The sequence below is a fragment of the Methylobacterium sp. 285MFTsu5.1 genome (assembly GCF_000383455.1).
Taxonomy (GTDB): domain Bacteria; phylum Pseudomonadota; class Alphaproteobacteria; order Rhizobiales; family Beijerinckiaceae; genus Methylobacterium.
Window position 1 is genome coordinate 100,737 of record NZ_KB911274.1, and the last position, 25,185, is coordinate 125,921.

Here is a 25,185-nt window from a genome sequence, read left to right on the forward strand (position 1 = left end):
CTCACGCCGCGAGCGAGCGCAGCACGTAGGGCAGGATGCCGCCGTTGCGGAAGTACTCGAGCTCGTCGAGCGTATCGATGCGGCAGGTCAGCGGGACCTGCTTCACCGAGCCGTCGGCGGACTTGATCTCCGCGGTGAGCGTCTGGCGGGGCTTCAGCTCGCCGGCGAGGCCCTTGATGGTGACGGTCTCGTCACCCTTCAGGCCCAGCGACTGCCAGCTCGTGTCGCCCTGGAAGACCAGCGGCACCACGCCCATCCCGACGAGGTTCGAGCGGTGGATGCGCTCGAAGCTCTCGGCCACCACGGCGCGGACGCCGAGCAGCTTCGTGCCCTTCGCCGCCCAGTCGCGCGACGAGCCGGTGCCGTACTCCTTGCCGGCGAAGATCACGAGCGGCGTGCCCTGTTCGGCGTACTTCATCGCCGCGTCGTAGATGAACATCTTCTCGCCGGACGGCTGGAAATGCGTCCACCCGCCCTCGACCACGCCGCCGGAGGCGTCCTTCACCATCTGGTTCTTGATGCGGATGTTGGCGAAGGTGCCCCGCATCATCACCTCGTGGTTGCCGCGCCGCGTGCCGTACTGGTTGAAGTCCTGCACGCGCACTTGGTGCGACTGCAGGTACTCGCCGGCCGGCGAGGCCGCGCGGATGTTGCCCGCCGGCGAGATGTGGTCGGTGGTGATCGAGTCGAGGAACAGGCCGAGGATGCGCGCACCCTCGATGTCCTCGACGGGCTTCGGGGTCTTCTCCATGCCGACGAAGTAGGGCGGGTTCTGCACGTAGGTGGAGCCCGGGTTCCACGCGAAGGTCTCGGCCTCGGTGACCTCGACGTCCTTCCAGTTCTGGTCGCCGCCGAACACGTCCGCGTAGCGGGACTTGAACAGCGCGGAGGTGATGTTCTCCTCGATGAACTGCTGGACCTCGGCCGAGGACGGCCAGATGTCCTTGAGGTAGACGGGCTTGCCGTCCGAGCCCTGGCCCAGCGGCTCCGTGGTGATGTCGATCTGCAGCGAGCCGGCCAGCGCGTAGGCCACCACGAGCGGCGGCGAGGCGAGGTAGTTCGCCCGCACGTCAGGGTTCACGCGGCCCTCGAAGTTGCGGTTGCCCGAGAGCACCGCCGCGGCGACGACGTCGTTGTCGTTGATCGCCTTCGAGATCGCCTCCGGCAGCGGGCCGGAATTGCCGATGCAGGTCGTGCAGCCGAAGCCCACGAGGTTGAAGCCGAGCGCGTCGAGCGGCTCCTGCAGGCCGGACTTCTCCAGGTACTCGCCGACCACCTGCGAGCCGGGCGCGAGCGAGGTCTTCACCCACGGCTTGGAGCGCAGGCCCTTGGCGACGGCGTTGCGGGCGAGCAGGCCCGCGCCGATCATCACCGAGGGGTTCGACGTGTTGGTGCAGCTCGTGATCGCGGCGATCACCACGTCACCGTGCCCGATGTCGAAGTTGGTGCCCTCGACCGGGTAGCGGCGCGCGAGGTCGGCGGCCTTCTTGAACTCGGTCTCCATCGAGGCGGCGAAGCCGAGCTTGGCGCCGTCGAGCAGCACGCGGTCCTGCGGGCGCTTCGGGCCGGCGAGCGAGGGCCGGACCTGGCCCATGTCGAGCTCCAGCGTGTCGGTGAAGACCGGGTCGGGTGTCCGGGCGTCGCGCCACATACCCTGCGCCTTGGCGTAGGCCTCGACCAGGGCGATCCGGTCGTCGGAGCGGCCGGTGACCTTCAGGAAGTCGATGGTCTTCTGGTCGACCGGGAAGAAGCCGCAGGTCGCGCCGTACTCGGGGGCCATGTTGGAGATCGTGGCCCGGTCGGCGACCGCCATGTCGTCGAGGCCGGGGCCGTAGAACTCCACGAACTTGCCGACCACGCCCTTCTTGCGCAGCATCTGGGTGACGGTGAGCACGAGGTCGGTGGCGGTGGTGCCCTCGGGCAGCTTGCCCGAGAGCTTGAAGCCCACGACCTCGGGGATCAGCATCGAGAGCGGCTGGCCGAGCATGGCCGCCTCGGCCTCGATGCCGCCGACGCCCCAGCCCAGCACGGCCATCCCGTTGACCATGGTGGTGTGCGAATCGGTGCCGACGAGCGAGTCGGGATAGGCGACGTCGGCGCCGTTCTCCGACTTCGTCCAGACGGTCTGGGCAAGGTATTCCAGGTTCACCTGGTGGCAGATGCCGGTGCCCGGGGGGACCACCGAGAAGTTGTCAAAGGCCGACTGGCCCCATTTCAGGAAGGTGTAGCGCTCGCCGTTGCGCTCGTATTCGAGGGCGACGTTGTCGGCGAGCGCCTTCGGGGTGCCGAACTCGTCGACGATCACCGAGTGGTCGATGACGAGGTCCACCGGCACCAGCGGGTTGATCTTCTGCGGGTCGCCGCCGAGCGCCACCATGGCGTCGCGCATGGCCGCGAGGTCGACCACCGCCGGGACGCCGGTGAAGTCCTGCATCAGCACGCGGGAGGGGCGGAACGCGATCTCGACCTCGGCCTTGCCCTTCTGGTCGAGCCAGGCGACGGCGGCCTCGATGTCGGCCTTCTTGACCGAGCGGTCGTCCTCGTAGCGGAGCAGGTTCTCCAGGATCACCTTCATGGAGAAGGGCAGCGCGGCCGCCGAGGCGAGGCCGTTCTTCTCGGCCGCGGGAATGGAATAGTAGGTGTAGGTCTTGCCGCCGGCTTCGAGCGTCTGGCGGGCCTTGAAGCTGTCGAGTGAGGGCACGGCTGGTTCTATCCTCGCTGCGGGTTGTCGAACACGCGCAGGCAAGACCTGCGCTACGAGATCCGTGTTCGGCCTGTGTAGCGCCCGACGGGCGCGCGCCGCCCCGGGAGTGCCCGGGCAGGACGATGCGCGGGGGCGATTTGGACGCCCGTGATGCCGCGCGGCGCAGCCGCGGAGGGATATAGAACTTTTCGAATCTGACCGCTACCGGGTCGTCATGACAGGTGCGTTTTCCTGTCGGGGACCGTGGCGGCGACTGGGCGCGCGCCGCGGAGGCCTGCGCGACTCGCGCATCTCCAGCGGGCATCGACGGTGGCGGCCGAGCGCGACAGGCCCCCTCTCCCGAGCGGGAGCGGAGAGCCGCACGGGTGTTGCCGGTGCTGCTGCGTACGTCCGCGAGCCCGCAGAAGGGCGGGAGTCGCGGGGCGCGGGCGCCCTACCCTTGCCCGGGCACGCCCGCGACGGACAGGGCCTTCGATCGATTCGGCTGGGCCGCGAGCCTGCGCAGGGACGCGACGTTCGTGGCCGCCTCCTCGGCGCTCATGTCGCGGCGCAGGACGGCCTCGGCATCGGCGAAGCGGCCCTTGAGGCCGAGCACCATGGCGAGGTTGGCGCGCACCCGCGCGTCGGCGCCGGGCTGGTCGGCGGCGAGGCGGAGGGTCTGCTCGGCCTGATCGAGGTTGCGCGACAGCGCGTAGGACAGGCCGAGATTGGACAGGAGCGAGGGCTCGTTCGGGCGGATCTTGAGGGCGGCCTCGTAGAAGCCCTGGGCGCGGGCCTGCTCGCCGAGCTGGGCGGAGGCCGAGCCCTGCGCCGACAGGATGCGCCAGTCGGGATTGGCGGGCGTGTGCGCGTTGGAGAGCACGTCGATCGCCTCGCGGAAGCGGCCCGCCTCGACCAGCGACTTTCCGTAGGCACCGAGCAGGGCCTGGTCGCGCGGGTTGCGCAGGGCGGCCTGCTGCAGCACCGCCGAGGCCTGGCCGATCTGGTCTGTGGCCCGCAGGGCGCGGGCGTAGGCGATCGCCGTGCGCCCGTCGGCGGGGTCGGCGTTGTAGCGCTCGGCCAGCCGGTCGATGTCCTGCCGCGAGGGCGCTGCGGCGGCCGCGGACGGCCCGCCGAGGGGGCCGATCGACCCGGTCGTCTCGGGCGAGCGGGTGTTGCAGCCGGCCAGGCCCAGCGCGACGACGGCGGCCGCGAGGGCGGCGCGGCGTCCGGGGCGTGCCTGGGATCGGGTGACCCGGAACAGGGCCGTCATCATGGTGCGCTCCGCCGGCATCGGGACCGGACGCGATAGCACGCGCTTCACGCTCCCGGCCGGCCGGTGATAGAGCGTTAACCCTAATCACCGGTTAAGCCGCCGGTCCGGGCGGCACGCGAGAGGCACATGACCCAGGCCGAGATTCCGGCGACGACCCGCGGGCTCCTGCCCGGCGACACCCAGGCCGTACCGGTGACGCTGGTCACCACCGGGGGCTGGGCGGCGGTCGAGTCCGGCCTGGAGCCCGCCCAGCGGAGCTTCGCCAGGGCCATCGGCTTCAAGCCGAAGGCGGGCAGCCTCGCGCTCCTGCCCGGCCCGGACGGCGGCCTCGCGCGCGTCCTGTTCGGCCTCGGCGATCCGGAGGCCGCGGCCTACGACAGGCTCCTCGCCGGCAAGCTGCCGGGGCTGCTGCCGGAGGGGACCTTCCGCCTGGACAACGCTCCCGAGCCGGCCGAGGCCGCCCTCGCCTGGCTGATGGGGAGCTACCGCTTCGGCCGCTACCGGACCGGCGGCGGCACGAAGGCCCGGCTCGCGGCGCCCGCCGGCATCGACGCGGCCGAGGTGGAGCGGATCGCCGCCGCGGTGGCGCTGGGCCGGGATCTCGTCAACACGCCGGCCAACGATCTCGGACCCGCCGAGATCGAGGCGGCCGCCCGGGCGGTGGCCGCGCGCCACGGCGCCTCCGTCGCCGTCACGGAAGGCGGGGCCCTCGCCGAGGGGTACCCGCTGATCCACGCGGTCGGCGCCGCGTCGCCCCGGGCCCCGCGGCTGATCGACCTGACCTGGGGGCCGGCGGACGCGCCGCGCGTGACCCTGGTCGGCAAGGGCGTCGCCTTCGACACCGGCGGCCTCGACCTGAAGCCGTCGGCCGCGATGCTGCTGATGAAGAAGGACATGGGCGGCGCCGCCGCGGCGCTGGCCGCCGCCGACATGGTCATGGGCGCGGGCCTGAACCTGCGCCTGCGCCTGCTGATCCCCGCGGTGGAGAACGCGGTCGCGGGCAACGCCTTCCGCCCCGGCGACGTGCTGCCGAGCCGGGCCGGGCTCAGCGTCGAGATCGGCAACACCGACGCGGAGGGCCGGCTGATCCTCGCCGACGCGCTCGCCCTCGCGGACGCGGATTCCCCCGACCTGATCCTCGACTTCTCGACCCTGACCGGCGCGGCCCGGGTGGCCCTCGGGCCGGACCTACCGGCCTTCTTCACGGAGGACGACGCGCTGGCCGAGGCGGTGGCGCGGGCCGGCCGGGCGGCGATCGACCCGGTCTGGCGCATGCCGCTGCACGCGCCCTACGCGAGCCTGCTCGATTCCAAGGTGGCCGACCTCAACAACGTCTCGGGCGGGCCGTTCGCGGGAGCGATCACCGCGGCCCTGTTCCTGCGCCGCTTCGCGCCCAACACGAAGGCGCACGGCCATTTCGACCTCTACGGCTGGAACCCCTCCGCCAAGCCCGGCCGGCCGGAGGGCGGCGAGGTCCAGACGGCGCGGCTGACCTACGCGCTGCTCAAGGCCCGCTACGGCAGCTGATCGCCTCCCGTCATCGCGAGCGCAGCGAAGCGACCCAGGGCTGCGCAACCTCTAACGGCGTGGGCTGGGTCGCTGCGCGCGCGATGACGGTGCGGCTGGGGGCGCGCTCAGGCGGTGCGCGGCAGCCCGGTCTCGATCAGGCGCGCCCACAGGGACGCCCCGTACGGCGCGGCCGCGTCGTTGAAATCGTAGTGCGGGTGGTGGAGCGAGGCGCTGTCGCCGTTGCCGATGAACATGTAGGCGCCGGGACGGCGGGCGAGCATGTAGGAGAAGTCCTCGGCGGTCATCATCGGCGCCACCGTCCGGTCGACGTTCTCCTCACCCACCAGCGCCTCGGCGACGCCGGCCATGAAATCGGTCTCGGCGGGATGGTTCTCGGTCACCGGGTAGCTCGCCCCGTACGCGACCCCGCCCCGCGCGCCGAAGCCGCCGGCGATCTCGGCCACCAGGGTCTCGATCCGCGCCTTGATCTCGCCGCGCACGGCCTGGGACAGCGTGCGCATGGTGCCGCGCATGGTGACGGTCTGCGGCAGGACATTGAAGGCCTCGCCGGCCTCCAGCGCGCAGACCGAGACCACGGCCGACTGCACCGGGTCGAGGTTGCGCGACACGATGCTCTGCAGGGCGATGATCACGTGGCTCGACACGAGCACGCTGTCGACGGCGTTCTGCGGCAGGGCCGCATGGCCGCCCCGTCCCTCGATCGTGATCGTGAAGCGATCGGTCGAGGCCATGATCGGCCCCGGCCGGATCGCGAAGGTGCCGACCGCCATGCCGGGGATGTTGTGCATCCCGTAGACCGACTCGACCCCGAACCGCTCCATCATTCCGTCGTCGACCATCGCCTCGCCGCCGCCGCCACCCTCCTCGGCGGGCTGGAAGATCAGCACGGCCGCCCCGTCGAAATCCCGGGTCTCGGCGAGGTACTTGGCGGCGCCGAGGAGCATGGTCGTGTGACCGTCGTGGCCGCAGGCGTGCATCTTGCCCGGCACGGTGGAGCGGTAGGGCAGGTCGCGCACCTCCTGGATCGGCAGGGCGTCCATGTCGGCGCGCAGGCCGATGGCGCGGTTGGAGCTGCGTCCCCGGCCGCGGATGACGCCCACCACCCCGGTCCGACCGATGCCGGTGACGACCTCGTCGCAGCCGAAGGACCGCAGCGTCTCGGCGACGAAGCCGGCGGTGCGGTCGACGTCGTAGAGCAACTCGGGATGGGCGTGCAGGTCGTGCCGCCACGCCGTCATCGTGTCGGCGAAGGCGCGGATCCGTTCGAGGACGGGCATCGGGGCGGGGCTCTCGTGGCCTTGGCTGGTGGGCCGGACCAGCAAAGCCGGGGCCAGAGCCGCCGTCAACGGCCAAGCTCGGTATCCGCGGCGCCCCGCTCACGCCGCACCCGGCCCCGTGATCCCGCGCCCGCGCCGCCGCGGCGCGGGTGGATGGTCGCCCGCGGCGAGGTCGTCCAGGATCGGGCAGTCCGGCCGCGCGTCGCCGCAGCAGGCCTCCGCCAGGTGCTCCAGCGTCCGGGCCATGCCCTCCATCTCGGCGATGCGGCGGCGCAGATCGGCGATCTGCTCCTGCGCGATCGCCTTCACCCCGGCGCTCGGCCGGGCGCGGTCGCGCCAGAGCGCCAGGAGATCCGCGATCGCGTCCACGCTGAAGCCGAGATCGCGGGCGCGGCGGATGAAGCGCAGCGTGTGCAGGTCCGCCTCGCCGTAGTGGCGGTAGCCGGATTCGGACCGGGCGGCCGGCGGCAGCAGGCCGGTCGCCTCGTACCAGCGGATCATCTTGGCCGAGACGCCGGTCCGGCGCGCCGCCTCGCCGATCGTGAGGGTCGCCGCGCTCATGCCGGCCTCGCGGCCAGCGCCGGCCCCTCGGCCGCCGCGGGACGCCCGCCGGCCCGGCGCAGCCGCAGGGCGTTGCCCAGGACGAACACGCTCGAGAAGGCCATGGCGCCCGCGGCCAGGATCGGTGACAGGGCCGGGCCGCCGAACGGCACCAGCACGCCGGCCGCCACCGGGATCAGCGCGGCGTTGTAGGCGAAGGCCCAGAACAGGTTCTGGCGGATATTGGCCATCACCGCCCGCGACAGCGCCAGGGCCTCGACCAGGGCCTCCAGATCGCCCGACATCAGCACCACGTCGGCGCTCTCGACGGCGATGTCGGTGCCGGTGCCGATCGCCAGTCCGACATCGGCCTCGGCCAGCGCCGGCGCGTCGTTGATGCCGTCGCCCACGAAGGCCACCGGCCCGTGTTCCGCCCGGAACCGCTGGACCGCCTCGACCTTCCCGCCGGGCAGCACCCCGGCGGCCACGGCGTCGATGCCGAGGCTCCGCGCCACGCCGGCGGCGGTGACGGGATCGTCGCCCGTGACCATCGCCACCGCGAGGCCGCGCGCCTTCAGGGCCGCGACCGCCGCGCGGGCGCCCGGCTTCACGGGATCGGCCACCGCCAAAATCGCGGCGTGGCGGCCGTCGAGGACGAGGTGGATCGGGCTCCGTCCCGCGCCCGCCAGCGCCTCGGCCCGGGCGGCGAGATCCGGGTCGAGGGCGACGCCGAGGCGCTCCAGGTAGCGCGGCGCGCCGAGGGCCGCGGCCCGGCCCGCGACCCGTCCGGCAATCCCGAAGCCCGCCACCGCCTCGAAGCTGTCCGGTTCCGGCAGGTCCAGGCCGCGCTCGCGGGCCGCCGCCACGACGGCGCCGGCCAGCGGGTGCTCGGAGCGGGTCTCCAGAGCGGCGGCGAGGGCCAGCACCGCGTCCTCCGCGACGCCCGCGGCCGGGACGATCTCGGTGAGCCGGGGGCGGCCCTCGGTCAGGGTGCCGGTCTTGTCGAGGGCCACCACCCGCACGTCGCGCAGGCCCTGCAGCGCCGCGCCGTCGCGGAACAGCACGCCGCGCGCCGCCGCGCGCCCGGTGCCGACCATGATGGCAGTCGGCGTCGCCAGCCCCATGGCGCAGGGGCAGGCGATGATCAGCACCGCGACGGCGTTGACCAGGGCCGGACCCAGCGCCGGGGCCGGCGCCAGCGCCAGCCAGGCCAGGAAGGTCACCGCGGCGATGCCGATCACCGCCGGGACGAACCGCCCGGTGACGCGGTCGACCAGCGCCTGGATCGGCAGCTTGCCGCCCTGGGCGCGCTCCACCATGGCGGCGATTTGCGCCACCACGGTGGCGCCCCCCACGGCCTCGACCCGCAGGTCGAGGCTGCCGCGGCCGTTGAGCGTCCCGCCGACCACGGGATCGCCCGGGCCCTTGCGCACCGGCGCCGGCTCGCCCGTCACCATGCTCTCGTCGACGTGGCTGGTGCCGGAGACCACGGCGCCGTCCGCCGCCACCCGCTCGCCCGGACGCACCCGGACGACGTCGCCGAGGCGCAGGGCGTCGAGGGGAACCTCGGTCTCCGCGCCGTCGCGGATGACCCGGGCGGTCTTCGGCGTCAGGTCCATCAGCCGCGCGATCGCCTGGCCGGTGCGCCCCTTGGCGCGGGCCTCCAGCGTCCGGCCGAGCAGGATCAGCGTGACGATCAGGACGCTCGCCTCGAAGTAGAGGTGCGCCGCGCCGGCCGGCAGGAGGTCCGAAGCCAGGGTCGAGACCAGCGAGTACAGGTAGGCGGCGCCGGCCCCGAGGGCGACCAGGGCGTTCATGTCGGGATGGCCGCGCAGGAGGCCCGGGACGCCGCGCAGGAAGAAGCGCCGCCCCGGGCCGGCGAGGACCAGGGTGGCCAGCGCGGCCTGGACCAGGGCCGTCACCGGGCCGCCGTGCAGCGCGGGCAGGAGGTGGCCGCCCATGTCGAGGACCACGACGGGCGCCGACAGCAGGGCGGTGACGATCAGGTCGCGGCGCAGGGCGCGCCCCTCTTCCGCCTGACGGGCGGAAGGGTCGACCGGGTGGCCGGCCTCGACCGGCCGGGCCTCGTAGCCGGCCGCCTCCACGGCCGCCACCAGCGCGTCCATCGGCACCACCCCCTCGGGATGGCGGATCGCGGCCCGGCCGGCGGCGAGGTTGACGCTGGCGCCGGTCACCCCCGGCACGGCGGCCAGCGCCCGCTCGACGCGGCCGACGCAACTCGCGCAAGACATCCCGTCCACGGCCAGCAGGCTCTGCGTCTCTGGGACGGGGTAGCCGGCATCCGCGAGCGCCGTCGCGACGTCGCCCGGGCTCGTCGCCCCGTCGAGGACGAGGCTGGCGCGGTGGGTGGCGAGGTTCACCGCCACGTCACGGGCGCCGGGCAGCGCCGCGAGGGTGCGCTCGACGCGGCCGACGCAGAAGGCGCAGGACATGCCCTCGACGGGGAGGGTCAGGGCGACGGATCTCGACATGGCGGTGGTCCGGTTGGAAGCATCCATGCCCGGTCAGATGGAGCTTCCCATGATGGGAAGGTCAAGGGTTCGCGGGCAAGGCTCCGGATCCGGCCGGTCGATGCGGGCCGCGGCCGTTGTAGAATCGCGCCCGTCCGGCCAAGGTCACCGCCCACCGGAGCGACGGGGACACCGATGAGCGAGCCGCTGACGATCTACGGCGACCCGGGTTCCGGCAACTGCCTCAAGGTCAAGTGGGTCGCGGCGCATCTCGGCATCCCGGCGGTCTGGCGCGACGTCGACGTCCCCGGCGGCGGGACGCGCAAACCCGAGTTCCTCGCCCTGAACCCCGCCGGCCGCGTGCCGATCGTCGTCCTGCCCGACGGCACCGTGCTGTCGGAATCGAACGCGATCATCGTCTACCTCGCGGAAGGCTCCGCGCTGGTCCCCGCGGAGCCCCTGCCCCGCGCCCGGATGCTGCAGTGGATGTTCTGGGAGCAGTACAGCCACGAGCCCTACATCGCGGTCCGCCGCTACCAGCTCCACTACCTCAAGCGGGCGCCCGAGGATCTCGACCCGAAGCTCGCGGAGCGCGGCGCCGACGCCCTGCGGCTGATGGAGGACACCCTCGGGCGCTCGGCCTTCATGGCGGGCGAGATCCTGACCCTCGCCGACGTGGCGCTCGTCGCCTACACGCGCATGGCCCACGAGGGGGGCTTCGACCTCACGGACTACCCGGCGATCCGCGCCTGGGTCGGGCGGGTCGAGACCGGGCTCGGGATCGGCTCCTATACCGGGCCGGCCTGATCGGCCGCGAACCGAGGCGGCGCGGCGCCGTACTCGGGCAGGCTGACCCGCACGGTCGTCCCCTCGCCGGTCGCGCTCTCGATGGCGAGGCGGCCGCGGTGGCGATTGAGGCTGTGCTTGACGATGGCGAGCCCCAGCCCGGTGCCGCCGCGGGCGCGACTCGAGGTGACGTCGACCCGGTAGAAGCGCTCCGTCAGCCGCGGGATGTGCTCGGGCGGGATGCCCGGCCCGTCATCGGCCACCGACAGGACGACGCGGCGCCCGAGGCGCGGGTCGTCCTCGCGGGCGAGCCCGACGCTGATCTGGCCGCCGCCGTACTTCACGGCGTTCTCGATCAGGTTCTCGATCACCCGCGCCAGCTCGTCGGCGTCGCCGGGGACCGCGTAGGGGCCCGCACCCTCCTCCAGCCGGATCGTGGCGCCCCGCGCCTCGGCGGGCGGGCCCTGGGCGTCGACCATCTGGCGGGCGAGCGCCCCGAGATTGACCACCGCGGTGGGGGCGACGTGCTCGCGCAGCTCGATCCGCGACAGCGACAGCAGGTCGTCGATCAGCCGCGTCATCCGCAGGGCCTGGACGCGCATGATCTCTAGGAAGCGCTCCCGGGCCTGCGCGTCGTCGCGGGCCGGCCCCTGCAGGGTCTCGATGAAGCCGATCAGGGTGGCGAGCGGCGTGCGCAGCTCGTGGCTGGCGTTGGCGACGAAGTCGACCCGCATCGCCTCCAGGCGCCGGGCCGCGGTGAGGTCGCGCAGGAACAGCAGCGCGCTGACGCCGGACCCGTCGGGCATCGGCAGGGCGCCGATCTGGACATCGAAGGTCCGCTCCAGCGGCACCCGGGTCGACAGCGCGACGCGGCGCGGGAGGCCCGAACTCAGCACCGCCTCGATGCCGTCGAGGACCTCCGGGTCGCGGAGCGCGAAGGACAGCGGCCGGGCCTGGTGGAGGGCCGGCAGGAGCGCCCGGGCGGCGGGATTGGCCTCCAGCACCAGGGTGCGCCGGTCGACCAGGATGACCGGGTCCGGCACGTGGGCGAGCAGCGCCTCGGCGACGGCGTGGCGCGGCGTGGTGGTGGCCGGGCGCGGCACGGGCGCCTCGCGGCCGCGTCCGCCGAGCCAGCCGCCCAGGCAGACCGCCGCGAGGCCGATCAGGATCAGCGGGAGATCGAGCCGCCCGGCCAGGGCGGTGGCGAGCCCGAGCAGGCCCGCGGCGATCGCGGCGCCGGTCCAGGCGGGGGAGCTGCGCAGGCGGCCGGACATGGCGGGCGCGGCCGGCCGATCAGCGGGGCTCGGACTCGTCGTGCCACGCCCGGCCGGACGGGCCGGCGGTGCCCTCCGGAGGCCCGGGATCGCGGGCGCCGCCCGCGCGCTTGACGATCTCGTACAGTCCGAGCATCGCCAGGGCGGTCACGAACGGCACGACGTAGTAGCAGCCCCGGAACAGCAGCAGCGAGGTCAGCACCTCGTTGCGCGGCAGGCTCGACAGGGCGAGCAGGATCGTCGCCTCGAACACCCCGATCCCGCCCGGCGCGTTCGACGCGATCCCCAGCATGGCGGCGAGCACGTAGATCGCCAGGAAGGTGGTGAAGCCGAGCGTCGTCTCCTGCGGCAGCAGGACGTAGAGCACCGCCGCCGCCGCGCAGACGTCGCCGATCCCGACGATCATCTGGCCGATGGAGACCGAGGCGCCCGGCAGTTCCAGGCGCCACTGCTTGACGGTGATGCTGCGCTTCTTGGCCGAGACCCAGGCGAGGTAGCCGAGCACCAGGGCGAGCGCCGCGAGGCCGACGCCCTGGTTGATCCGGATCGACGTGAAGGCGAGGCCGGCGAGCTGGCCGGCCTCGATGATCAGGCTCAGGCCCAGCACCACGCCCATGCCGAGCCAGAAGGTGAAGCCGGCGATGACGGTGAGCGCGGCGATCTTGGCCGTCGAGAGCCCCTGCCGGGCGTAGATCCAGTAGCGGATCGTCCCGGCAGTGAGCAGCGGGAAGCCGAGAGTGAAACTCACCGCGTAGCTCGTGAAGGAGGCGAGCGCGGTGATCCGGTACGGCACCTTGATCTTGAGCTGGCGCAGGGCCAGCGCGTCGTAGCCGGTCAGGAACAGGTAGCTGATGCCGACGAACAGGAAGGCGAGCCCGAGCTGCTCGGCGGTCGCCGCCGCGATGGCGCTGCGCACCTCCGCCCAGCTGACGCTCTGCACGAGCTTCCACAGGACGCCGAGGGAGACGGCGAACAGCACGATGCTGGCCGCCGTGCCGATCCAGGCATAGCGGCTGCGCCGGCTCTTCCGCTTCGAGCCCGCTTCGGCATCGTGCTGGACCGGCTCGACCGGCTCGGCCGGGCTCCGGTGCTGTCCCTGAAAATTCATGCCGATCGGCGTCCGCCCTTCCGGCTGCGCGGCCCGGCCCGAAGGCCGTCAGCCCGTGCCGGAATTTCCCGGACCGCGGCCCGTTGCCCCGCATGTAGGCCGAACCGGGGCGCAAGGCCAGGGAAGGCAGGCCCGTGACGGGCGATCTATCCTCAGCCGGAGGTCCGATCGAGGATCGCGGCCGCTTCCGCGAGGCCGCGCCGGATCCGCTCCGGCACCTCCGGCGCGGTGCAGACATAGGTCGGGCTCGGGTGCGGCACCCGGATCACCGGAAGGTCGGGGCGGAGCGCCGCGAGGGCGGGCGCGGCCTCGCCGGCGAAGCGGCCGGCCAGCACCGCCACGGCGAGGCGCGGCAGCAGGTCGAGGAGCGGGGCCAGATAGGGCGCGGCCGCCGCCACCTCCGCCCGGCGGGGCGCCCGGTTGCGGGCGCCCTCGGCGTGGATGAGCCAGGGGACCGCGTTCCAGATCAGCGTGTCGGCCCGGCTGAGCCCGGCCTCGGCGAGGAAGCGGAACAGGTTCGCGGCCGTGCCGTTCGCGCTGTCGCGGGTGACGAAGCCGGTGCGCAGGACCGCCGGGCCGGGGGTCTCGAGGAGGAGGAGCATCCGCGCGCCGACGCCGCCGTCCAGGGGGTCGGGCGCCGGGACCGGGGCGCCGCGCTCGGCCGCGACGCGCGCCGCCAGCGCCCGGATCGGTGCGATGTGGGGGCTGTCGATCAGGGCGCGGCGGGCCGCGAGGGCTTCCGGATCGGCCAGCGCCTTCGGCGCCCGCGGCTCAGCCGGCATCGAGGCCGGGGATCGTGAGGCCGAGGCGGCCCGACCGGCGGAAGCGCTCGGTGCCCTCCTCCCGGGCTAGGCGCGCGTCGAGGCCGGCCACGCCGCCGAACTGGAAGCCGATCTGGCTGGCATAGGCCGCGCAGGCGGCGCGCTTCCGGGCCTGGGCCTCCGGGGCGAGGCGCATCGCCGGCTCGGCGAGGTCGGCGAACAGGTCGGCGAGGGGCGCCTTCGGGGCGGCCTCCCGCACCGTATAGGGAAAGTCGCGCCACCACAGGATCGGCTGGGCCGGCGCGAGGCCGCGCAGCGCCCGCACAGTCTGGACATGATCGACGTGCCCGCCGATCGCCTGCGGAGCCAGGAGGAGATCGGGACTCCCGGCGGCGATCAGCCCCGCGATGGCCGGTGCGAGCTCGGCCGCGACGCCGTCGTCGGCGCGCGTGTCGGCGAAGAGCTCCGGCGCCGAGCCGTAGCCCCGGTGCGGCGCCTCCCGGAACGGCAGGTGGACGGGCGGCGCGATGCCGAGCGCCGCGGCAGCCCGGACATCCTCGTCCCGGCGCAGGGCCATGTAGTCGACCTCCGGTCCGAGCCCTTTGTCCAGCTGGCAGGCGAGCGCGAAGCCCCTCGGCTCGGCGACGCTGCCGGTGAACAGGGTCGCCATCACAACGCGCCAGCCAGCTTGCGCGAGGCTTGCCAGGAGGCCGCCGCACGAGAAGGCCGCGTCGTCGAGATGGGGCGAGAGGGCGAGCGCGGTGGGCATGGTCCGGGGTGCGACGGTCTCGATGGGTTCCGACCCGCGCTCAGAGCAGGTGCGGCTCGGCGCGGAAGCGGCAGGTCGGATCGTGGGGCAGGTCCGGCGAGAAGCCGGTGGCCGGTCGCTCGCCGCGCACGCGGGCGTAGACGTCCATGATCTGCCGCCCGACCGCGTGCCACGAGTAGACGCGGCGGCACTCCTCCAAGCCGGCCGTCGCGATGCGGCGGCGCAGATCCGCGTCCGCGATGACCCGGGTGAGCGCGGCGGCCAGCGCCGGGACGTCGCCCGGGTTCACCAGCAACCCGTTCTCCCCGTCGCGCAGGCAGTCCGAGACGCCGACCGCGTGGCACGAGACGGTGGCGAGCCCTGCTGCGAGCGCCTCCAGGATCGTGTTGGAGAAGCCCTCCGCGTAGGTCGGCGAGACGAACACGTCGGCGCGGCGGTAGAGGTCGGGCACGGTGGCGTACTCGGCGTAGCCCGTGAAGGCGATCTCCCGCTCCGAGAAGGCGCGCTCGGCGGCGAGCGCCTTGGCCGGATCCACGTCGGGCCCGATCCCCGAGATGGTGGCGGCGAACGGCCTGCCCTGCGCGCGCAGGATCGCCAGGGCCTCGATGAAGTCGAGGACGCCTTTCCGGCGGTCGACCCGGCCGTGGTAGAACAGCCGCACCGGGCCCGGATGGGGCGCGGGCAGCCCGTCGGGCGTGCCCTGCGCGAACCGGTCGGTGTCGACCGCGCCGGGCACGATGGTGAAGCGGGCGGGGTCCGACCCGAGCCGCTCGCAGACCTCGTCCACGAAGGAGGCGCCGCCGATCAGCAGCGCGTTGGCGTGGGCCAGCACCTCGCACATGGCGACCCGGTGGGTCTCGCAGCAGGAGCCGACCCAGTGGCCGTCGCCGCCCTGGATCGAGACGACGCTCGGCACGCCGAGTTCGCGCGCGGCGAGCAGCACCGCCCAGCCGGTCGGGTAACCGTATTGCGCGTGCAGGATGTCGAAGGGTTGTCGGGCGTGCTCGCGGCAGATCGCGTCCACCATCGCGGCGATGTCGCGCTCGAAGTCGCCCGACGCCTGCTCGCCGAGCTGCTCCAGGCCGATCACCCGAACGCCCGGCACCGGCGGGGGCGGCCCGCCCCCGTAGACCCGGGTGCCGAAGGCGTCGCCCCGGTACTGCGAGATCATCGTGACGTCGTGGCCGGCGCCGACCAGCTCGCGCAGCAGGTTCTGCGCGTAGACGCTCATGCCCGATATCGCCGGGAAATAGCGGCGGCTGAGGAAGAGGATTCTCATCGCGCCGCACCTTCGCATTGACCGGGCGAGGCGCCGAGGCGCCCCCTCTCCCGTGCCCGATCCTCGCCTCGCCGCGGTTCGGCTCTCACTGCCATTGCCGCCGCGTCTCCTGCTCGCCGGCCAGGACCGGGCCGGGGCGCCGACAGCCGCGGAGATAGTCCAGCGCCTGCGGGATCATCACGTCGGCCCGGTGGCTCTCGCGGGACAGCTCGACGCAGATCAGCTTGCCGAAGCCGACCGCCTCCAGGGCCTCCAAGACACCCGGCACGTCCATGTCGCCCTCGCCGAACGGCAGGTGGATGTGGCTGCCGCGCTTCATGTCCTCGATCGCCACGGTGCCGATCCGGTCGGCGAATTCCCGCACGGCGGCCGCCGGCTCGCGCTCGCCCGTGACGAGGCAGTGACCGGTGTCGAGGGCGAGCTTCAAGCCCGGCACGGAGAGGGAAGCGTAGTCGTCGAGCGTCTCGATCAGCATGCCGGGCTCGGGCTCCAGGCAGGGCACGACACCGGCCTCGGCGGCGAACGAGGCGACCTCGTGCAGCCCTTCCTCCAGCCAGCGCCGGGCCTCGCCGGGATCGACGCCGGGCTTCGGAACGCCGGCCCAGAACGAGACCGCCTCGGCGGAGAGCATGGCGCCGATCTCGATCGCCCGCTTGAGGAAGCCGACCCGCCGGGCGCGGCCCGCGGCGTCGGCGGTCACCAGCGTCGGCTCGTGCTTGGCGGACGGATCGAGGAGGAAGCGGGCGCCCGTCTCGATGACGCAGGTCAGCTCCAGCTTCTCCAGCAGGCTGGCCACCCGGCCGGCTTCCGCCGCCCAGGTGTCGGCGAAGGGGTCGAGATGGTGGATGTCGAGGGTGAGCGCCACGCCGTCGTAGCCCGCCGCCTTGATCAGGTGGATCGCGTCGTCGAGGCGGTGGTTGGCCGCGCCGTTGGTGTTGTAGGCGAACCGGAGCGTCACGCCGCCCTCCCCTTCCGCTGGGCGAGGCGGAACGGCGCGTGGTGCGATTCCGGCTCGCGGTAGAGCGGATAGTGCCGCCCGACGATCCGCTCGGCCAGGGCCACGTCGAACAGCGGCTGGCCGCCGAACCGCTCCAGGGCTTCAGGGGTCAGACGCACCGGCCGCAAAGTCTCGCTCTCGGTGCCGAACTGGATGAGCGGATGGTCGCGGTCGAGAAGCTTCTTCGTGTTGCGCTCGCCGATCCGGTAGTAGCTCATGGTCTCGACCTCGAGCCCCGGCACGATCGCCTTGACCACGCCGACCCCACCCCCGGGCGGTGTGCAGTCGACGTAGAGCACGTCGAACCCGGCTTCGAGCAGCCGGTCGCAGGCGATCTTCCCCCGCGCGTGGCCGTCGGCGGCCGGAGTGGAAGGCAACTCCGTAAATCGCTTCGTGCTGCGCTCGGAATAGACCGTGTCGGCCAGCACGCCGCGCAGGTCGGCCGCCGGCATCTCGATCCATTCGAGCATGGCCTGGAGTGCGCGGCTCTCCTCGAGGTCCAGGCTGGGCAGCGCCTTCTGGATGAAGGCGTCGACGTAGCCGGGCGGCGTCACCGTGGCGGCCATGTCGAGGGGGCCGTGCCCGAAGGTCTTGCGCACCCGCGCGGCCTGGAACTCCAGCAGCGCCTTGCGGAGCGCCCGCTCCCGGTCCGGGTCGCAGGCCTCGCCGCAGGCCGAGAGGGCGATCGGCGCCGGGGTGCGCGCCGGATCCTCGTCGTAGCCGACGACGTAGAGGTTGGTCAGCCCGAACTGGTCGGTGGCGAATTTCGGCAGCGCCCGGATGCCCAGCGCCTTCAGCCGGGCCAGCATGGCGGCGTTCTCCGGGCCGATGCCGTCGAGGTCGAGCATCACGCCCTGGTCGAGGGCCCGGAACAGCAGGCCGTTGCCGTCCCGCTGGAGCAGCTCCAGCACGCCGTGGCCCAGCGCGAAGGGCACGTCGGGCCCGGCGCCGAGGCCGTTGGTGATCAGGTTGGTGAAGGGCTTGTAGCCCTCCGACAGCTCGAAATAGTCGGTGGCGGCGACGTCGAGCGGCATCAGGACGATCTCGCCGGTGGCGTGGCGGATCGCGGGCGTCCACTCCAGCACCGTGTCGCGGCCGACCGGGGAGCCGGCGGGCAGGCACAGGGTCAGCGGGTCGGCGACCGACTTGGCGCCGTAGACGCGGGCGAGATCGGTATAGCTCGCCCGCTCCTTCGCGCGGGGCAGCACCGCGAGGGACGGCATCAGGTTCTCGGCAATCTCCGCCACGGCGCCGATCAGTGCCTCGTCGTCGGTGGCGCCGTAGCCGATCCCAGACGGCATCGCGCCCACGAAGAACGGGTCGTCGAGGAACAGGGCCACGAACCAGACCGGGATGCCGGTGCGATCGAGCGGTGCCAGCGGGAAGCCGACGACGCGCCCCTCCGGCAGCACGTCGAGATAGGCCTTGACCGGGTCGGGCAGGGTCTCGGGCAGGCCCTCGATCGGCCGCTTGGCGCCGAAACGGTAGGGGCGCGGCGCCTTGATCCGCTCGTGGCGGGCGCGGTCGTCCTGGTCGTGGAAGGCGTCTGCGTTGGTCACGTCGTGTTCCCGTCTTCCTCGAACCGTGCGCCGCACTCCCTCCCATTCATCCCCTCATCCCGAGGTGCCGAAGCGCAGCGGAGGCCTCGAAGGAGGGCTCCAGCCGGACGCGCGATCCCTGGAGCCCTCCTTCGAGGCCCGCTGACGCGGGCACCTCAGGATGAGGGCGTGGGTGGGAGATGCCGGGGTGTGGTTCCGTGGCTGCGTATCCTGTGTCCGCTACCCCTGCCCGTAGGCGCGGGCGACGAGCCGCATCGTGTGAAGGTCCCGGGACGCCGCGTACGCGGCCCGCTCCTCGGGCCGGCGCAGGGCCGAGCCGAAGGCGCGCACCTGCTCGGTGAAGGGCGAGCTGTCGGCGTCGAAGGCGAGCGGTTCCCCGCGCCCGCTGGCGCCGTCGACGAAGGTCAGCGAGCCGCCGGCCGTCTGGCCCATCGTGTTCTCGGCGACGAGCAGACCCTTCGTGCCGACCACCTCCAGGCGGCGGCGGGGCAGCGCGTCGGGGCAATTGTAGGCGACGTGCAGGCTCGCCAGTGCGCCGCTCCGCGTGCGCCCGATCAGCAGGGCGCCGTCGTCGACGGCGTAATCCTGGGCCTTGGTCTGGGTGAGGGCCGCGAGGTCGGCGATCGGCTCGCCGAGCAGGTAGTCCACGAGATCGAGCCCGTGCGGAGCGAGGTCCATCAGGGCGCCGCCGCCGGCCTGGGCGGCGTCGATCCGCCAATTGGGCTGCCCGGCCTCCGACCAGTCGCGACCGAGCCAGCAGGCGTAGACGATCCGTACGGTCGTCACGGTGCCGAGCCGGCCGGCCTCGACCTGCGCGCGGATCGTCCGGTGGGCCGGGTGGTGCCGCTGGTCGAAGGCCGTCCCGTAGAAGATCTTCTGGGAGTCGACGGCGTGCGCGATGGCTTCGGCATCCGCCAGCGTCGCCGCCATGGGCTTCTCGCACAGGATCGCCTTGCCGGCAGCGGCCAGCGCCTCGACGGCGCCGCGGTGCAGGTGGTTCGGCGTCGCCACGTAGACCGCCTCGACCGCGGGCTCGGCGATCAGGCCGGCGAGATCGGCGTGGACGCTGGCACCGGCCCGCTCGGCGGCCGCGCGGCTCTCCGGGTTCGGATCGCTGACCGCCACCAGCCGGTGTCCGGCCGCGCGGATGCCGGGCTCCATGTAGTCGCGGGCGACCCAGCCGTAACCGACGATGCCCCAGCCGACCGCGTCCATCACCACCGCTCCGGCAGGTCGACGAACTCGCGCACGCGCACGCGCTGCGTTTCCGACGCATCGAGGCTTTCGTCGAAGGTCAGCGACTCCGGTCCCGGGGAGTGCAGCGGGTACGTGGCGCGGGGGGCATACTCCGCCTCGTAGCGCTCCGAGGGCCAGCGGATGACGTAACCGCCGCCCTCGGGCACGTAGAGCGGGTTGAGCCGCAGCACGGTGCCGGGCTTCGGCAGGGTGAGGCCGTCGAGCAGGGCGCGCGGCGCCGGTCGCATCCCGGGACCGCACACCACCGAGAACGCCTCGCAGCTCCGCAGGGCGGCGGGGTCCTGCGGGCCCGGCGCCCGCGCCTCGACCAGCGCCCGGGTCAGCTCCGCGTCGTCGTAGACCAGGGCGTCGGGGAAGAACTCGGCGATCTCCTCGGCCGTCACCGCGCGTCCGGCCGAGAAGCCCGGGCAGTCGCGGTTGTGGATGTGGCTCAGCGCCAGCCAGCCGTCGTCGCCGGCGTTCTGGCGGAGGTTCTCGAGGAGCGCCGCCTTGTCGTCGAGGAAGTAGAAGGCGTCGTTGCAGACGACGAGGTCGACCGGCGCCCCAGGGATCGGCCAGTGGGGCGAGCCGGCGTCGAAGCAGACGAGCTGCGCCTTCTCGGCCACGACCCAGTGGCGCGCGACCCAGAGCTTGGCGAAGACTACGTCGGCGCCGGCGACCTTGCAGCCGCGCCGCTGCAGCTCGCGCAGGTAGTGGCCGATGCCGCAGGCGAACTCGAAGACGCAGACCGGCTCGTTCCAGTGCGCCTCCAGCAGCGACAGGCCGGCCAGGAAGGTCGGGTCGCTCCAGCGGTGCAGGAAGTAGTCGCCGACGCGGCCCCAGCCGAGGAGCTCGACCGCGTCGCGGAGGGTCGCCTCGCGGCGCGTCTTGATCAGGCGGATGATCCCGGCGGGATCGGCCGGCGGCCCGTTCCACCAATCGTCCTGATCGACCAGCAGCGCGGCCAGCGCCTCGTCGGGCTCGCCGGCGTCGAGATGGGCGAGCACCCGCTCGACCAGGGCCGCGCGGTTGATCCGCAGGTACGGGATGCCGTCGATCACGGGCCAGCGCGCGCCGGTCTCCGCGTCGCGCAGGGCGTGCGGGCCATCGGCCTTCAGCGGGTTGCCGGTGTCCGGCGATCTGAGTTCGAACGGGATCATGGTTCTCGGGGCCGCCCGGGCAGATGGGCGACCGGGTCCGGCGATCAAGGGATGCGCATGTCGGCGAGGACACGATCGTGGAAGCCCTTCACCGGGCCGGCATGGACCAGCTCCCACTCGTCGAGCACCATCCCCATCGTGGTCGAGGCCCCGCGCAGGTGCTGGGCGATCTGGAGGACGCGGTCGATGCAGTCGGCCGCGTGGAAGGCGCGGCCCTCGGCGGTGGCGTCGTCGGGCAGCACCGCCCGGGCGCGCTCGACCTGGGCTCGCAGGGGCGCGTCGAGCTCGGCGAGGGCCCACGCGGTGGTGGTGGCCATGATCGGGCCGAGATGGTCGCCGAGCAGCATCTCGCCGGTGAAGCCGGCATCCGGCATGGCGGCGTTGTGGAAGTGGTGGGCCATCGCGGCCAGGAACACGGTGCCGGGATCGGCCCGGTAGAACGGGCTGAGGCAGACCCCGTAGACCGCCACGATCAGGCAGTGCTCGGCGTGGTTCTCCGGCGGCTCCAGCAGGATCCGGGCGCGGCTGGGGCAGGTGACGCCCGCCCGCGGCTGCTGCGCCAGGGCGCCGACGAAGCCCGGCAGCGGCCCGGGCCGGCCGGCCGGACGCGGCGCGAGCCGCGCGCGCAGGCGGTCGCGGAGGTCCGGATCGAGCTCTCCGGTAACGGCGTCGAACCCCGCCACGAGCACCGCGGAGGCGGCCTCATCCGAGAGCCCCGCCGCGGTCAGGAAGGCCGCGTCGAGGTCGCAGAGGCGCGTCGCGGCCAGCGTGACGGCCGCGATGTCGAGGGCGACGTCGTCCGGCGCGGCGCCGCCGGTCAGCAGCCCCCAGCCCTGCGCGAACAGCCGCTCGGCGATCGAGCCCGTACGGCCCGCGGAGCGGACGCGCTTGAGGTCGTTCATCTCGACCAGAAGGTCGCGCAGCGCTTCCGGCGCGGCGGCGCCGGAACGGGGCGGCTCAGTCTCGCTTGGCATCGTCTCGTTCCGAAAAGCCGCCCCCTGGTTCTGACGAAGCCTAGTGCACGCCCAGCCAGTCGCGGAGCATCTGCTCCTGCTTGCCGAAGGCGTGCTCCGGACCGTGGCCGTTCTTGACCATCGGCGCCTTGAAGAAGGTCGAGAGCTGCTCCTGCACGCCGCCGTCGCCGCGCTTGCTCGCGAGATCGAGGACGCGGGCGATCTCGATGACGAGCGGCGCGGCCAGGATCGAGTCCTTGCAGAGGAAGTTCACCTTGATCTGCATCCGCTGGCCCATGAAGCCGGTGACGTCGATGTTGTCCCAGGCCTCCTTGTCGTCGCCGCGCGGGCGGTAATAGTGGATGTGTACGAGGTGGTCCTCGACAGGGTAGCCGAGGATCGAGTCGAGCACCGTGCCCTTGGTGTTGAGCTTCGACTGCAGCGAGTTCGGATCGTTCAGGGCGAGGCCGTCGCGGTTGCCAAGGATGTTGGTCGAGAACCAGCCGTCGACGTGGAGGGCGCGCGCCTTGAAGGCGGGGGCCAGCACCGTCTTCATCATGGTCTGACCGGTCTTGCCGTCCTTGCCGGCCACCGGGACGTTCAGCTCCTTGGCGAGGTCGAGGAGCGCCGGGACGTCGGCGGCGACGCTCGGGGTGAAGTTGGCGTAGGGGATGCCGCTCTTGATCGCCGCGTAGGCGTAGAGCATCGCCGGCGAGATCGCCTCGTCGCTCGAATCCAGGCCCTTCTCGAAGGCGGCGGTGGAGTTCAGGGTCGGGTCGTTGAGGTCGGGCCAGCGCTCCGTGGAGGCGAGGTTCACCACGACCACGTCGTCGAGGTTGCTCTCCTTCTGGAAGCGGCGGAGATCGTTGGCGATCACCGAGACCGCCTCGCGGTGGTCCTTGGCGACGATCCGGTTCTGACCGTCGATGTTCTTGCAGAACTTCGCGCTGCCGACCGCCGGCCAGGGCGTGATGCCCTTCAGGACCTGGGCGCCGTTCTCGATGTCGTCCTTCGAGAGCACGCCGTGCCCGCTCGCCGCGGAGGCGAGGTCGTCGCCGTTCAGGTCCCAGCCCCCGAAGACGAGGTCCTTGTAGTCGGCCATGCCGGCCACGGAGAGACCGGCGAGCGGCAGCCCGTCGAGACGGTTGGAGCCGGATTTGATCATCTCGATGCCGGCGATGGCGGTGGTGGCGACGGCGCCTCCCATGCCAACGAAGGCGACACCGACGCGGCGACCGGACTGCATGCTCATCGGAAACTGATGTCCTTGTGCGGACGCGGGTGGCGTCTTGAAGGGTCCGTCCTGGGACGGAAATTCACCCCCCCGGGGCCGTACCTAACTGGCTCGGCGGTGCTCCGTTCCAACCCGAATGCGACAACATCGCCCCGCCGTCGTCCCGCGCGCGGCCGGTCGGCCGCCGGTCGGCGGCGTTAACGGGACCCTAAGCGGGAGGGTTAACCCTTCCTTGACCGTGCCACGCTTGGATCACGGGGCCGTCCCATTCTGGTCACGGCCGGCGTCGATAGGGCCGCCGCTTCCAGAAAAAACCCGGCCGTCAGAGCCGGGCGGACGCAAGGACCGATCTAGAAGAGGACCGATGATGGGGGTTTTCCCGGAGCCGGCGCGTTGCGCCGACGACGTGAACCGACTCGTGCCGCAGACCCTGACCGGCACGGGGCATTTCGAGGATGAAGCCGTGGCGTGGCTGCCGCGGGCCGGTCGCGACGCAGGGCGCCGGTCACTTCGCCGCACCGGCCTCGGCCGGATCTCCGGGACGCTGGCCCTCGGGCTCGTCGCCGGGTTCGGCCTGCCGCAGGCCGCCTTCGCGCCCGCCTACTTCGCGCCGGCTGCCCAGGCCCACGACCGGGTCGACACCAGCCCGCGCGCCGCTCAGGAACTCGCTCAACGCGCGTTCGAGCCCGCGGTTCCCGCCGAGGCGCCCGCGGCATCGGCAGACGCACCGGCACCGGCACCGGCACCGGCGAAGGATGCCTGGAACGGCCTGCCCTTGCCGGAGCAGGAGCCCGCCACCACGGCCCTGATTCAGGACGACCTCGCGGCCCTGCCGCGGGTGACGCAGGAGCAGGACGCGGTCAAGTTCGGCGAGCGCAGCGTGCCGCGCAAGGTGGTCGACACGATCGTCAAGGCCTCTGACGAGGCCGGCGTCGATCCCGTCTACATGATGGCGCTGGCCGACAAGGAATCGAGCTTCGACACCGCGGCGAAGGCCGCGACTTCCTCGGCGCAGGGCCTGTTCCAGTTCGTTGCCCGCACCTGGCTGGAGATGATCCGCGATTACGGCGCGCGCTACGGGCTCGCCGAGGAAGCCGCCGCCGTGAAGGGCCGGGGCGCCGCGATCACCGTGACGGGCAGCATGCGCGCCCGGGTGCTCGGCCTGCGCAACGACCCGCGCGTCGCCGCCCTGATGGCGGCCGAGCTGATCAAGCGCGACCGCGACCGGATCGAGGCCCGGGTCGGGCGCGCGCTCACCACGACCGAGCTGTACCTCGCCCATTTCCTCGGCACCGCGAGCGCCGGGCGCTTCCTGTCGCTCTCTTCCGAGAAGCCCGACGAGGTCGCCGGCCGCGAGTTTCGCACCGCGGCGCGGGCCAATCGCGGCCTGTTCACCGAGAAGACGGGCGGCAAGCGCCGCAGCCTGACCGTGTCCGAGCTGCACGACCGGATCGACGGCATGATCGACCGGCGGCTGACCCGCTATCAGGGCGTGGCGGCGGTCGCCGAGGCGCTCGACAGGGCGCCGGCTCAGAGCGACGTCGCCGCCACCGAGGAGACGGTTCCGGTGGCCGGCAACCGCCGCGTCGAGGTGACGGAGGCGCTGCCGCCGGACGGCGTGTGAGAACCGGATCGCGGCGCCGGCCCGCCTGAGCGGGCCGGCTCGCGGCATCGGCCCGAAGAATCCGGCCCGCCGGATCCGTCGGACGGGCGGCTCTCCCGGCCGCGGCCGCCGAGGAAGCCTCCCGCGCCGGGCCGCGCCGGCCCGCGGCGTCCCGAAGCGCCGGGGCGGGTCGGGCGCGGCGCAGCGAGGCCGGAAGCGGCTTTCGCCCGACCGTCGAGCGGCCTCAAAGCTCGGCTTTTAAGGCACTGTTAACCATAGCAAGACCAATCCTATCGGCAGACTACTTCTCTTAGAGATGCTTGGCGCCGATGCCCCGCTACTTCATCGACCTGCACGACGGCTCCCAGCCGATCCACGATGAGGTCGGATTCGACCTGCCGGACCTTCCGGCGGCCCGCGCCAAGGTCACCCGGATCATGTCGGCGATCGCCCGCGACATGCTGCCGGAGGTCGAGCGCCAGGATTACGTGGCCTGCGTCCGCGACGGCGTCGGCAAGGTGGTCTACCGGGCGCGCCTGTCCCTCGCTGCCGAGATGGTGGAGTGAGCCGGCGCGCTCCGGCCGCCTGATGCGTCCCTGCAGACGTCGCTGAGCGACGTCCCTGAGACGGCGCCGAAACCGCCCTGAGGCTCCCCGCCGCGCCGCGGCAGTGCTTGACCGGCCCCCGGT

Annotated in this window: 20 protein-coding genes; 4 read left to right on the forward strand and 16 right to left on the reverse strand. The window is 72.9% G+C overall.

Features of this window, described 5'->3' with window-relative positions; all coding sequences use genetic code 11:
- Nucleotide 1 precedes the first annotated feature (1 nt).
- Nucleotides 2–2,701, reverse strand: a complete 2,700-nt coding sequence (gene acnA / locus H288_RS0110655; protein WP_020092572.1) for an aconitate hydratase AcnA — start codon at nucleotides 2,699–2,701, stop codon at nucleotides 2–4.
- A gap of 436 nt (nucleotides 2,702–3,137) precedes the next feature.
- A complete protein-coding gene (locus H288_RS0110660; protein WP_103984986.1) occupies nucleotides 3,138–3,959 on the reverse strand; it encodes a hypothetical protein in 822 nt (273 codons plus the stop codon).
- Between the two features lie 126 nt (nucleotides 3,960–4,085).
- Here H288_RS0110660 and H288_RS0110665 point away from each other — a divergent pair, with 126 nt between their 5' ends.
- A complete protein-coding gene (locus H288_RS0110665; protein WP_020092574.1) occupies nucleotides 4,086–5,486 on the forward strand; it encodes a leucyl aminopeptidase family protein in 1,401 nt (466 codons plus the stop codon).
- Between the two features lie 107 nt (nucleotides 5,487–5,593).
- Here the strand turns inward: H288_RS0110665 and H288_RS0110670 are convergent, their stop codons facing one another.
- From H288_RS0110670 to H288_RS0110680, 3 genes are all read right to left on the reverse strand, one after another.
- Nucleotides 5,594–6,766 carry a M20 aminoacylase family protein gene (locus tag H288_RS0110670; protein WP_020092575.1) on the reverse strand — a complete coding sequence of 391 codons (1,173 nt, stop codon included), beginning with the start codon at nucleotides 6,764–6,766 and terminating at the stop codon, nucleotides 5,594–5,596.
- A 99-nt stretch (nucleotides 6,767–6,865) separates the two neighbouring features.
- Nucleotides 6,866–7,327, reverse strand: coding sequence for a Cu(I)-responsive transcriptional regulator (cueR, locus tag H288_RS0110675; protein WP_020092576.1), 462 nt, complete (start codon nucleotides 7,325–7,327; stop codon nucleotides 6,866–6,868).
- Nucleotides 7,324–9,798, reverse strand: coding sequence for a heavy metal translocating P-type ATPase (locus tag H288_RS0110680; protein WP_020092577.1), 2,475 nt, complete (start codon nucleotides 9,796–9,798; stop codon nucleotides 7,324–7,326). The genes cueR and H288_RS0110680 overlap by 4 nt, the downstream gene beginning before the upstream one ends.
- Nucleotides 9,799–9,972: 174 nt before the next feature.
- Here H288_RS0110680 and H288_RS0110685 point away from each other — a divergent pair, with 174 nt between their 5' ends.
- Entirely contained in the window at nucleotides 9,973–10,584 is a 612-nt protein-coding gene (locus tag H288_RS0110685) for a glutathione S-transferase family protein (protein WP_020092578.1), read from the forward strand.
- On the opposite strand, the gene H288_RS0110690 is transcribed toward H288_RS0110685, so the two are convergent.
- From H288_RS0110690 to H288_RS0110740, 11 genes are all read right to left on the reverse strand, one after another.
- Entirely contained in the window at nucleotides 10,566–11,837 is a 1,272-nt protein-coding gene (locus tag H288_RS0110690; RefSeq protein WP_020092579.1) for an ATP-binding protein, read from the reverse strand. The genes H288_RS0110685 and H288_RS0110690 overlap by 19 nt on opposite strands.
- A 19-nt stretch (nucleotides 11,838–11,856) precedes the next feature.
- Nucleotides 11,857–12,945, reverse strand: a complete 1,089-nt coding sequence (locus H288_RS0110695; RefSeq protein WP_020092580.1) for a lysylphosphatidylglycerol synthase domain-containing protein — start codon at nucleotides 12,943–12,945, stop codon at nucleotides 11,857–11,859.
- Nucleotides 12,946–13,097: 152 nt separating this feature from the next.
- Nucleotides 13,098–13,727 (reverse strand): uracil-DNA glycosylase, encoded by a 630-nt coding sequence (locus tag H288_RS0110700; RefSeq protein WP_020092581.1) that lies wholly within the window; start codon nucleotides 13,725–13,727, stop codon nucleotides 13,098–13,100.
- On the reverse strand, nucleotides 13,717–14,475 hold the full coding sequence (locus H288_RS0110705) for a PIG-L family deacetylase (RefSeq protein ID WP_020092582.1): 759 nt from the start codon (nucleotides 14,473–14,475) through the stop codon (nucleotides 13,717–13,719). Before H288_RS0110705 ends, H288_RS0110700 begins: the two co-directional genes overlap by 11 nt.
- Nucleotides 14,476–14,515: 40 nt before the next feature.
- Entirely contained in the window at nucleotides 14,516–15,754 is a 1,239-nt protein-coding gene (locus H288_RS0110710; protein ID WP_026604838.1) for a glycosyltransferase family 4 protein, read from the reverse strand.
- 85 nt (nucleotides 15,755–15,839) lie between these two features.
- Nucleotides 15,840–16,712, reverse strand: a complete 873-nt coding sequence (locus tag H288_RS0110715; protein ID WP_020092584.1) for a sugar phosphate isomerase/epimerase family protein — start codon at nucleotides 16,710–16,712, stop codon at nucleotides 15,840–15,842.
- On the reverse strand, nucleotides 16,709–18,310 hold the full coding sequence (locus tag H288_RS0110720; RefSeq protein ID WP_020092585.1) for a YcaO-like family protein: 1,602 nt from the start codon (nucleotides 18,308–18,310) through the stop codon (nucleotides 16,709–16,711). The genes H288_RS0110715 and H288_RS0110720 overlap by 4 nt, the downstream gene beginning before the upstream one ends.
- Before the next feature lie 219 nt (nucleotides 18,311–18,529).
- A complete protein-coding gene (locus tag H288_RS0110725; RefSeq protein ID WP_020092586.1) occupies nucleotides 18,530–19,525 on the reverse strand; it encodes a Gfo/Idh/MocA family oxidoreductase in 996 nt (331 codons plus the stop codon).
- Nucleotides 19,525–20,706: a methyltransferase domain-containing protein gene (locus tag H288_RS0110730; protein ID WP_020092587.1), complete on the reverse strand. Its 1,182-nt coding sequence runs from the start codon at nucleotides 20,704–20,706 to the stop codon at nucleotides 19,525–19,527. The genes H288_RS0110725 and H288_RS0110730 overlap by 1 nt, the downstream gene beginning before the upstream one ends.
- A gap of 44 nt (nucleotides 20,707–20,750) precedes the next feature.
- Nucleotides 20,751–21,680, reverse strand: a complete 930-nt coding sequence (locus H288_RS0110735) for a hypothetical protein (RefSeq protein ID WP_020092588.1) — start codon at nucleotides 21,678–21,680, stop codon at nucleotides 20,751–20,753.
- A 40-nt stretch (nucleotides 21,681–21,720) separates the two neighbouring features.
- Entirely contained in the window at nucleotides 21,721–22,911 is a 1,191-nt protein-coding gene (locus H288_RS0110740) for an inositol-3-phosphate synthase (RefSeq protein ID WP_020092589.1), read from the reverse strand.
- Between the two features lie 349 nt (nucleotides 22,912–23,260).
- Here H288_RS0110740 and H288_RS0110745 point away from each other — a divergent pair, with 349 nt between their 5' ends.
- Both H288_RS0110745 and H288_RS0110750 read left to right on the forward strand, forming a co-directional pair.
- Complete coding sequence (locus H288_RS0110745; protein WP_043712477.1) at nucleotides 23,261–24,517, forward strand: transglycosylase SLT domain-containing protein; 1,257 nt, start codon at nucleotides 23,261–23,263, stop codon at nucleotides 24,515–24,517.
- A gap of 308 nt (nucleotides 24,518–24,825) precedes the next feature.
- Complete coding sequence (locus tag H288_RS0110750) at nucleotides 24,826–25,062, forward strand: hypothetical protein (protein ID WP_020092591.1); 237 nt, start codon at nucleotides 24,826–24,828, stop codon at nucleotides 25,060–25,062.
- Nucleotides 25,063–25,185 lie beyond the last annotated feature (123 nt).